This window comes from Halanaerobium sp. (assembly GCF_003070835.1).
Window position 1 is genome coordinate 1 of the sequence record NZ_QBLR01000129.1, and the last position, 9,357, is coordinate 9,357.

At 32.1% G+C, this 9,357-nt stretch carries 11 protein-coding genes; all 11 read left to right on the plus strand.

The annotated features are described in order from the left end of the window. The first annotated feature begins 130 nt into the window (after positions 1-130). Complete coding sequence (locus tag CI949_RS12545; RefSeq protein ID WP_290767010.1) at positions 131-424, plus strand: MoaD family protein; 294 nt, start codon at positions 131-133, stop codon at positions 422-424. A gap of 2 nt (positions 425-426) precedes the next feature. Next, positions 427-1,098: a HesA/MoeB/ThiF family protein gene (locus CI949_RS12550; RefSeq protein ID WP_290767012.1), complete on the plus strand. Its 672-nt coding sequence runs from the start codon at positions 427-429 to the stop codon at positions 1,096-1,098. Between the two features lie 67 nt (positions 1,099-1,165). Next, positions 1,166-1,384 carry a hypothetical protein gene (locus tag CI949_RS12555; RefSeq protein WP_290767014.1) on the plus strand — a complete coding sequence of 73 codons (219 nt, stop codon included), beginning with the start codon at positions 1,166-1,168 and terminating at the stop codon, positions 1,382-1,384. An 18-nt stretch (positions 1,385-1,402) separates the two neighbouring features. Next, entirely contained in the window at positions 1,403-2,365 is a 963-nt protein-coding gene (gene wtpA, locus CI949_RS12560; protein WP_290767016.1) for a tungstate ABC transporter substrate-binding protein WtpA, read from the plus strand. A 110-nt stretch (positions 2,366-2,475) separates the two neighbouring features. Next, the gene (locus tag CI949_RS12565; RefSeq protein WP_290767018.1) at positions 2,476-3,168 is read left to right on the plus strand and encodes an ABC transporter permease; all 693 of its coding nucleotides are present in this window, start codon (positions 2,476-2,478) and stop codon (positions 3,166-3,168) included. A 1-nt stretch (position 3,169) separates the two neighbouring features. Then, positions 3,170-4,222: an ABC transporter ATP-binding protein gene (locus CI949_RS12570; RefSeq protein ID WP_290767020.1), complete on the plus strand. Its 1,053-nt coding sequence runs from the start codon at positions 3,170-3,172 to the stop codon at positions 4,220-4,222. A 19-nt stretch (positions 4,223-4,241) separates the two neighbouring features. Beyond that, positions 4,242-4,826: a hypothetical protein gene (locus CI949_RS12575; RefSeq protein WP_290767022.1), complete on the plus strand. Its 585-nt coding sequence runs from the start codon at positions 4,242-4,244 to the stop codon at positions 4,824-4,826. An 18-nt stretch (positions 4,827-4,844) separates the two neighbouring features. After that, a complete protein-coding gene (glp, locus tag CI949_RS12580; RefSeq protein ID WP_290767024.1) occupies positions 4,845-6,131 on the plus strand; it encodes a gephyrin-like molybdotransferase Glp in 1,287 nt (428 codons plus the stop codon). Positions 6,132-6,146: 15 nt separating this feature from the next. Further along, a complete protein-coding gene (locus CI949_RS12585) occupies positions 6,147-8,060 on the plus strand; it encodes a molybdopterin biosynthesis protein (RefSeq protein WP_290767026.1) in 1,914 nt (637 codons plus the stop codon). A gap of 17 nt (positions 8,061-8,077) precedes the next feature. Then, entirely contained in the window at positions 8,078-9,043 is a 966-nt protein-coding gene (gene moaA, locus CI949_RS12590) for a GTP 3',8-cyclase MoaA (protein ID WP_290767028.1), read from the plus strand. A 2-nt stretch (positions 9,044-9,045) separates the two neighbouring features. Beyond that, the gene (locus CI949_RS12595; RefSeq protein WP_290767030.1) at positions 9,046-9,273 is read left to right on the plus strand and encodes a cyclic pyranopterin monophosphate synthase MoaC; all 228 of its coding nucleotides are present in this window, start codon (positions 9,046-9,048) and stop codon (positions 9,271-9,273) included. Positions 9,274-9,357: the final 84 nt, after the last annotated feature.

A 9,357-nucleotide genomic window follows, 5' to 3' on the forward strand; every position in this document is an offset into this window, starting at 1 on the left:
ATTAAATAATAATATTGGCGGGGTAAATAATTGGCTTTTAAAAAATATATTGCAGTTTAAGGTTATTCAATTTAGCCTCGTAAATCCATCCAGTTCTCTCTAGAGAGCTGGGTGGAATTTTATATAAAGGGTGATCAAGTTGGCATTAAAAGTTAAATTTTATTCGCTATTTAGAATTAATTTAAAAAGTGCGGGAACTGAATATGAATTAGATAAGGAAATTACAATGGCGGAATTGATTAAAAAATTGGATCAGGATTATGACGGCTATTTTACCCAAAAGCTGCTGGAGGAAGACCAGAGTATTTCCCCAGGAGCAATTATTATGGTCAATGGGAAAAATATTCTTCATTTAAAAAAGTTGAAAACTGCAGCTAGCAATCAGGATACAGTAACCTTATTCCCACCATCTGCAGGAGGGTAATTATGAGAGATTATTTAAAAAGACAGCAGAAGTTATTTTCGAAAAAACAGCAGCAGAAGCTGGAAAATTTAAAGATTATGATTGCTGGAACTGGGGGGCTGGGAACGAATCAGGCGCTGCAGCTGCAGCGGATTGGAGTTGCTAAAATATATCTTTATGATTATGATCGAGTGGAGATCTCCAATTTAAACCGTCAGCTTTGCTACGGGAAAAAGGATCTAGGTAGGCCAAAAGCAGAAGTCGCAGCTGAGTTTTTAAAACAGTTTGACTTAGAGACTGAGATAATTGTTAAAAATGAAAAAATATCGCTGGCAACTGAAATCCCGGCTGAAATAGATATTATTTTTGATGGGTTGGATAATTTTAAATCCCGTTTTATTCTGGATCAGCTTGCTTTAGAAAATGAGCTGCCATTTATCCATGCTGGAATTGAGGAGTTTTTTGCCCAAATTATGTTGGTTTTGCCGGAAAGCAGACTGCGCCTGAAGAATGTTTTCACTGGTTCGGAAAAAAAAGAAATCCCGGCTGTTTTTTCCCCGGCTGTAACGGTAACTGCTTCAATTCAGGTGCTGGAAGCTTTAAAATATCTACTTCAATTTGATGAATATTTAAATGAGCAGCTGCTTCATATTGACTTGCTGAGCAATCAGATGGAAATAATAGACTTAAAGTAGTTGAGTATCTTTCAGCTAAATGGATGACAAAAAAGTTTAGAGAAAAGGCTGCTTGTGATTTTAATACTTGATAAAAATAAAATTCTCTATTAACTTATTTTCAGGAGATGGTAATTATGCAGACAGAAAGATATCATTTCTTTCACAAAGGAAGAGAGAGAATGATAAGCTGGAGGGAAAGCTGATTGATATAGCATTTGTTTCGGCTGATCCCCGCCTGAAGAATACTTCTATCTGGCTGGAGGATATTTTATTTAATCTTCTTTCCTTTGAGGCTCAAAACTAAAAGGAGGTATTTAAAATAATGAAAAAAGTATTAGTGGTTTTGTTGGTTTTGGCTTTTAGTTTAGTTTTTGTTGGAAATAATGTTATGGCTGAGGAAGTTTCTGGTGAAATAATTGTTTTTCACGCAGGTTCTCTAAGTATTCCTTTTTCAGATATGGAAAAAGCTTTTGAAGAGAAACATCCTGAAGCTGATGTTATAAGAGAATCAGCTGGTAGTAGAACTACAGCCAGAAAAGTAACTGATTTAGGTAGACCGGCTGATATTGTTGCCTCAGCTGATTATACAGTTATTGAAAGTTTAATGATGCCTGATCATGCTGACTGGTATATGAATTTTGCCACAAATGAGATGTCTATTATGTATACTGAACATTCCAAGTATAAGGATGAAATCAATAGTGAAAACTGGTATAAAATTTTACTGCGTGAGGATGTCGAATATGGTCATTCTGATCCGGATGCAGATCCCTGTGGTTATAGAAGTCAATTAGTCTGGAAGCTTGCTGAATTACATTATGGTGAAGAAAATCTTTATAATAAATTAAGAAAAAACTGTCCACCAAAGAATGTAAGACCTAAAGAAACTGATTTACTTGCTTTATTAGAAGTAGGGGAGCTGGATTACATATTTATTTACCGTTCAGTGGCAAAACAACATGGAGCTCCTTTTGTAATTCTTCCGGATAAAATCAATCTCAAAACAAATAAATATGAGGAATTTTATGCAAAGGCCAGTTTTGAAATTTCTGGTCAGAAACCTGGAGAAACAATAACTAAAACCGGTAAACCAATGGTTTATGGGGTGACCATTCCTCACAATCCTCCTAATAGAGAAGGTGCAGTTGCCTTTATGAAATTTTTGGTCGGTCCAGAAGGTCAAAAAATAATGGAGAAAAATGGTCAGCCGGCTATTAATCCACCTGTAGTAAATGATATGAAAGCAATTCCGGAGGATTTAAAACCACTTGTTGAGGAAGAATAAATATGATTAAGAAATCATTTTTCCATTTCATGATCACAATATTATCTTTAATATTAATATTTTTCGTGCTTGCCCCAATTTTCAAACTAATTACTGGAAGCAGTGTAAGTATGCTTTTAGATACTATAAAGGAAAGAGAAGTATATAGTACAATTTTGAGAACTTTTAGAGCATCTTTAGTTGCTACTATAGTTTCAATATTTTTAGCAGTACCCCTGGCTTATTTTTTAGCCAGGGTAAATTTTAACGGAAAAGTTTTTGTTGAAGGAATTATGAATTTACCAGTAATAATTCCTCATACTGCTGCCGGTATAGCTTTACTTACTGTATTTGGTAATAGATTTTTTCTTGGGAAGTTTTTTAGTAATTTTGGTTTGAGTTTTGTTGGCGAATTTGCGGGGATTGTTATTGCTATGATGTTTGTTAGTATGCCTTTTCTTTTAAATGATGCAGTTGAGGGCTTTAGAGCAATAGACCCCAGGCTTGAAAGAGTTGCCAGAAGCCTTGGCGCTTCACCTGCTCAAACTTTTTTTAAAATTGCCCTTCCCCTTAATTTAAGTCATATAATTTCTGGTTCTCTTATGATGTGGGCCAGAGGCTTATCTGAATTTGGGGCGGTAGTTATTTTGGCCTATCATCCAATGAGTGCTTCTGTTTTAATTTATGAAAGATTTGCCTCATTTGGATTAAAATATTCGCGTCCAATAGCTGCTATAATGGTCTTAGCCAGTTTAATAGTTTTTATTGCTCTTCGTCTTGTTAATGCAAAAATGAGTTCTGTTGAAGATAGGACTGAGGGATAAAATGCTGAAATTAGAAAATATAAAAAAAGAATATGATGGTTTCAAGGTAGAAAATATAAATTTAGAGATTGATAATGGAGAATATTTTGTTATTCTGGGACCTACCGGGACAGGTAAAACTATTATCCTGGAAATAATAGCAGGTTTGATAAAAGAAGATAAAGGAACTATATTTTTTAAAAATAAAAATATTACAGATTATTCACCAGAAGAAAGAAAGGTGGGAATGGTGTATCAGGATTATATGCTTTTTCCCCATCTCAATGTTAAAAATAATATTATTTTTGGTTTAAAAACTTCTAATAATTATGGTGGAAATGAAATAGAGAATAAATTACAAAAGATGCTGAATCTATTTGGTATAGAAAAACTTTTATACAGGGATGTAAATACTTTAAGTGGGGGAGAAAAACAGAGGGTAGCTCTGGCCAGAGCTTTAATAACCTCACCTGATGTATTATTATTAGATGAACCGTTAAGTGCTGTTGACCCGTCCACCCGGGAAAAACTAATAAATGAATTAAAAAAAATTCATAATAAACTGGGGACAACTACTATTCATGTAACTCATGATTTTGTTGAAGCTCTAGCTTTAGCAGACAAAATAGCAGTTATGAATAATGGTCAGATTGAACAAAAAGGTGAAACTGATGAAATATTTCAAAAACCTGCTTCAAATTTTGTTGCAGAATTTGTTGGAGTTAAAAATATCTATAAGGCAAAAGCTACTGATGTAGAGAATGAAGTATTAATTAAGGGAAAGAACGAAGATCTTAAAATAACAATAATTGATAATATTGAGGATAAAGCAAATTTGACAATTAGACCGGAAGATATAATTATTTCTATTGAGACTTTTTCTTCTTCAGCTCGTAATACCTTTAAGGGGAAAGTTAAAATAATAAAAGATAGACTTAATTATTTGGAAATTATTGTAGATATAGGGGTAGATGTTGCTGTTCATATTACCAGACAGTCACTTAAAGAATTTGATTTAAAAAAGGGAAAAGAAGTTTATTTAACATTTAAAGCATCAGCTGTCCATGTTTATTAATTTAAAAGGGGGAATTTATTTGGATAAAATAATTGTTTCAGGTCAGTGCAGTAAAATTGGGAAAACTAAGTTTATTGAAGAAACAATAAATAATTTATGCGGTAAAATTTTTGCCCTTAAAGCTGCTGTCAGTGAAGATAAAGATGATATAATAATAAGTGTTGAGGAAGATCTAAAAAATAATGAAGAAAAAGATACAGGAAGATATCTTAAGGCAGGAGTAATTAAAGCGGCTTATTTAAAATCGAATCTTAATAATTTAGCTGAGGGAATTGATAAAATAGAGGAAAATATTGAAAAAGATTATGATTATAAAATTTATGAAGGAAATAATATAATTGATTTTATAAATCCCACTTTTGTTATTTTTCTAAAAAATGATAATCTGGAGAAAAAGTATTCAGCAGATAAAGCTTCCCGAAAAGCAGATATTATTATTGATTATAGTAACGGCAAAAAAGATATTATTTTTAACACTGAGAGTATAATTTGTTATAAAGCCCATCTTTTGGCAGATATTTTGGGAGTTAGTGTTGGTAGGATTGGTAAGCTATTAAATGAAGCAGATATAAAAATTAAAGGCTGTCAATTAGGATTATTTTAGTTAATGGAGGATGAAAATATGTCAGAATTTCTTGATTTAAATGAACTGGAAACTTTTTGGAATAAAATAAAACTTAATTTAAAAGATAAAAACCTTGAAAAAGAAAAGATAGCTTTGGAAGATAGTCTGGGAAGAATTTGTGGAGAAAAAATAAAAGCAAAAGAAAATCTTCCTCCTTTTAGTCGATCCACCGTAGATGGTTTTGCTATTAAAGCCGGAGATAGTGCAGGAGCTTCAGCTGTTTTACCAACTTATTTTGAAGTTATTGGAGAAGTTGAAATGGGTGAAGAGACTGACCTCGAAATTGGAGAAGGTGAAGCTGCAGCAATACCCACTGGTGGAATGCTTCCTAAAGGAGTAGATGCTGTTTTAATGGTAGAATATACTGAATATCTCGATGATAATACAATTGAAACTTCAAAAGCTGTTGCGGCTGGTGAAAATGTTGTGCTAAAAGGTGAGGATATAGAAAAAGGGAAAACTTTATTTGCTGATGGTCACAGAGTTAGACCTCGTGATATAGGGGCAATGGCCGGACTTGGGATTACTGAATTTGAAGTATATAAAAAGCCGAAAGTGGCCGTGATATCAACGGGAGATGAGCTTGTAGAGCCTGGTAAAAAAGCTGGCCCTGGGGAAATAAAAGATATTAATAGTTTTTCAATAACATCTTTACTCAGTTCTTATGGGGCCAAAACAAAAAGAGTTGGAATAGTAAAGGATGAGTTTGAATTATTAAAAAATTCAGTTGAAAATAATCTTGATTCAGATCTAGTTTTAATCTCTGGAGGTAGTTCAGTTGGTATAAAAGATATGACAATAAAAATACTTAATTCAATTGGAGAACCTGGAGTTTTACTTCACGGTTTGTCTATTAAACCTGGGAAACCGACCATTTTAGCAGTGATAGATGGGACTCCAGTTATTGGACTTCCCGGTCATCCTGCTTCAGCCTGGACAGTTACTAGAATTCTTCTTAAACCTATTATTCAGTTTTTGATTGGGGAAATTGAAGCTGAAGAGATAGGTAGAATTAATAAAAAAATAACTGAAAATAATTTTGATTATAGTTTTAAAGCTGAATTAACCAGAAATGTTGTTTCTGATAAAGGGAGAGAAGAATATATACCGGTTCGCTTATTTCGAGATAATGAAAAATTAAGGGCTGAACCAATATTAGGAAAATCAAGTCTTATTACAACTCTGGTGAGAGGTGATGCATTAATAAGGATTGATACCTATGAAGAAGGTAAAAATAAAGGTGAAATGGTAAAAGTAGAATTAATTGAGCCTGAAATATATTAAAAGAAGGGGTTTTCTATGCGGAAAATATATTTAGATAAAGTTTCATTAGATGAAGCTAAACAGAAGTTTTTTGGTAAATTTCATAATCTAAAGACAGAGGCAGAAGAAATAGAAGTTGAAAAAGCAGTTGGGAAAGTTAGTTCTGAAGCAGTTTATGCCAGACGTTCAGCTCCTAATTTTTATGCTTCTGCTATGGATGGTATAGCAGTAAAATCTGAAAATACTGCTGGAGCTAGTGAACGAAACCCTGTCCAATTTAAAAAAGATAAAGAAGCTGTATTTGTAGATACCGGTGATCCAGTGCCTTCTGATTTTGATGCAGTAATAAAAATTGAAAATGTAGTTGAAAATGATGACAGCACTTTTGAAATAAATAAAGGAGTAAGTCCCTGGCATAATATTCGAAGTATAGGAGAAAGTGTTGTAAAAGGAGAAATGATTATCCCTTCAAATCATAAAATAAGAGATTTTGATCTTGGTGCTTTAATTGAAGCAGGTATAAAAAAGGTAGCAGTTTATAAAAAACCAGCAGTAAAAATAATTCCAACAGGTAATGAATTAGTGAATGCTGATAGTGAACTTAAAAAAGGACAATTAGTGGAATTTAATTCAAAAATGATAAAATCATCAATTTTTAAATGGGGTGGCAGGGCAAAAACAACTGATATTATTCCAGATGATAAAAAAATGATCCAAAATAATATAAAAGAATCTGTTAAAAATAATGATATTACTATTGTTCTGGCTGGCTCTTCGGCAGGAAAAGAAGATTATACTTTAAATATTTTAGAAAACCTGGGAAGAGTTATAATTCATGGTGTAAATATTATGCCTGGAAAACCAGTTATACTGGCTGAAGTAAATAATAAACCGGTCATTGGTTTACCAGGTTATCCTCTTTCTGCTTTGCTTAATAATTATATTTTTATACGAAAATTGATTTATTCTTTACAGGGATTAAAAAGCCCTGAATTACCGGAAGTTGAAGCTAAAGTTAAAAGAAAAGTTCCTTCTGAAATTGGTCTGGAAGAATTTTTACGAGTTAGTTTAACTGAAATAAATAATGAAATTATTGCTGTTCCTAAAAAGAGGGGCTCAGCAGCCATGAAATCATTAGTTAAGGCAGATGGAATAATGCGTATTGCAGAGAACAAAGAGGGTTTAAGTAAAAATAATAAAGCGCCAGTTATTTTATTAGAAGATAAAGAAAATATAAAAAATAATCTTTCTTTAATTGGCAGTCATGATTTAAGTCTTGATCTTATTCAGGATGAAATTCAAAAAAGCATAAAAGATTTTTATTTAAATATTCAATCTGTAGGAAGTATGGCAGGTTTGATGGCTCTCAAACGTGGAGAATGTCAATTAGCAGGGGCTCATCTGCTTGATCCGGAGACTGGAAATTATAATTTAACTCATCTAAAAAGAATTTTTAAAGATAAAAAAATGGCTTTAATAACTCTTGTTGAAAGACAGCAGGGTTTTTATATTAAAAAAGGTAATCCCAAAAATATAAATTCTATTTCTGATTTATTAAGAAAAGATATTGCCTTTATTAACAGACAGAGGGGGGCAGGAACAAGAGTTTTGTTTGATTATCTTTTAAATAAAAGTGAAATAGAACCAGCAAAAATTAGTGGTTATGATCAGGAAGAGTTTACTCATATTGCAGCTGCGATTGCAGTTGGTAGAGGTAGTGCAGATGCAGCGCTTGGAATTAAAGCTGCTGCTAAAGCAGCTGAAGTAGATTTTATTCCAGTAACTGAAGAAAGATATGATTTAATATTATTTGAAGAAAATCTTCAGGATCCAAGAATTGAATATCTTATTTCTTTACTTAAAAAGAAAGAAATACAGAAAAAAATTGAAAAATTAGGTGGATATAAAACTGAAAAAACTGGCGAAATATCAATAGTTGGAAATAAATAAGATAGGATGATGATTAGATGGAAAAATTAGTAGATAATTGGGGTAGAATAATAAATTACCTGAGGATTTCTGTTACTGATAGATGTAATTTGCGCTGTAAATATTGTATGCCTGAAGAAGGTATAGAGACAAAAAGACATGAGGATATTTTAAGCTATGAGCAAATTGTTAAAATAGTTAAAATTGGTAAAGAAATGGGAATCAAAAATGTTAGAATTACAGGTGGGGAGCCTTTAGTTAGATTAAATCTGGTAGAATTAATATCTAAATTAAATGAATTAGATTTAAATGATATAAGTTTAACAACAAATGGAGTTTTACTTGCTGAAAAGGCAGTTGAATTAAAAAAAGCAGGCCTTGATAGAGTAAATATAAGTCTTGACTCTTTAGATAAAGATAAATATAAAGAAATTACTCGACGAGATCGGTATGAAAGTGTAATTGCTGGTATAGAAGCTGCCCTGAAATATAATTTTAAACCAGTAAAATTAAATATGGTTGTCATGAAAGGGATAAATGATGATGAACTTATAGAATTTGCTAAATTGAGTATTAATAAACCACTTCATGTTCGTTTCATAGAATATATGCCGCTGGGAAAAGATATAAATGGAGCAGAGTATTATGAAACAAAAAAAGTTAAAAAGAAAATTAAAAATGAGTTTAAACTTATAAAAACTGAAACTGAAGGAAGTGGACCGGCTAAATATTTTAAAATACCAGGGAGTGGAGGAAGTATAGGGTTTATAAGTCCGATGAGTGAGCATTTTTGTGCAGAATGCAATAGATTTCGCTTAACAGCTGATGGTAAATTTCGTCCCTGTCTTGCTCGTGATCTTGAAGTTGAGATTCAAAAAGATTTTAGTAGAAAAAGTATAATTAAAGCTTATCAAAAGGCTCTTTCTATTAAACCTATTAGTCATAATTTGGATTTTGCTGATAATGGTGAAAGAGATAGAACTATGTCACAGATTGGAGGTTAATAATGTCAGATAAATTCAATCATATTGATGAAAAAGGAAAAGTAAAAATGGTAGATGTAAGTAAAAAAGATATTACTGAAAGAAAAGTTATTGCAGTTGGAGAAGTGAAAATGAAAGCTTCAACTTTAAAAATGATAAAAAGAGGATATATTGTCTGTCTTGATCGACAGCAGCAGGTTGTTAATACACACACCGCTGACTTCAATTTCGATTGCAGTAATTTCAAATAAAGATGGAAGCTTAAAAAATCAATATTATAATCACCGACATTTATTTCATTTACAGCTGTTATAATTAACACCTCTTTTTAAAAG

What these genes read in the sequence shown, in the direction of transcription:
- CI949_RS12550 (WP_290767012.1), top strand. Translation starts at nt 427, where the DNA reads ATGAGAGATTATTTAAAAAGACAGCAGAAGTTATTTTCGAAAAAACAG.
- wtpA (WP_290767016.1), top strand. Translation starts at nt 1,403, where the DNA reads ATGAAAAAAGTATTAGTGGTTTTGTTGGTTTTGGCTTTTAGTTTAGTT.
- CI949_RS12565 (WP_290767018.1), top strand. Translation starts at nt 2,476, where the DNA reads ATGCTTTTAGATACTATAAAGGAAAGAGAAGTATATAGTACAATTTTG.
- CI949_RS12570 (WP_290767020.1), top strand. Translation starts at nt 3,170, where the DNA reads ATGCTGAAATTAGAAAATATAAAAAAAGAATATGATGGTTTCAAGGTA.
- glp (WP_290767024.1), top strand. Translation starts at nt 4,845, where the DNA reads ATGTCAGAATTTCTTGATTTAAATGAACTGGAAACTTTTTGGAATAAA.
- CI949_RS12585 (WP_290767026.1), top strand. Translation starts at nt 6,147, where the DNA reads ATGCGGAAAATATATTTAGATAAAGTTTCATTAGATGAAGCTAAACAG.
- moaA (WP_290767028.1), top strand. Translation starts at nt 8,078, where the DNA reads ATGGAAAAATTAGTAGATAATTGGGGTAGAATAATAAATTACCTGAGG.
- CI949_RS12595 (WP_290767030.1), top strand. Translation starts at nt 9,046, where the DNA reads ATGTCAGATAAATTCAATCATATTGATGAAAAAGGAAAAGTAAAAATG.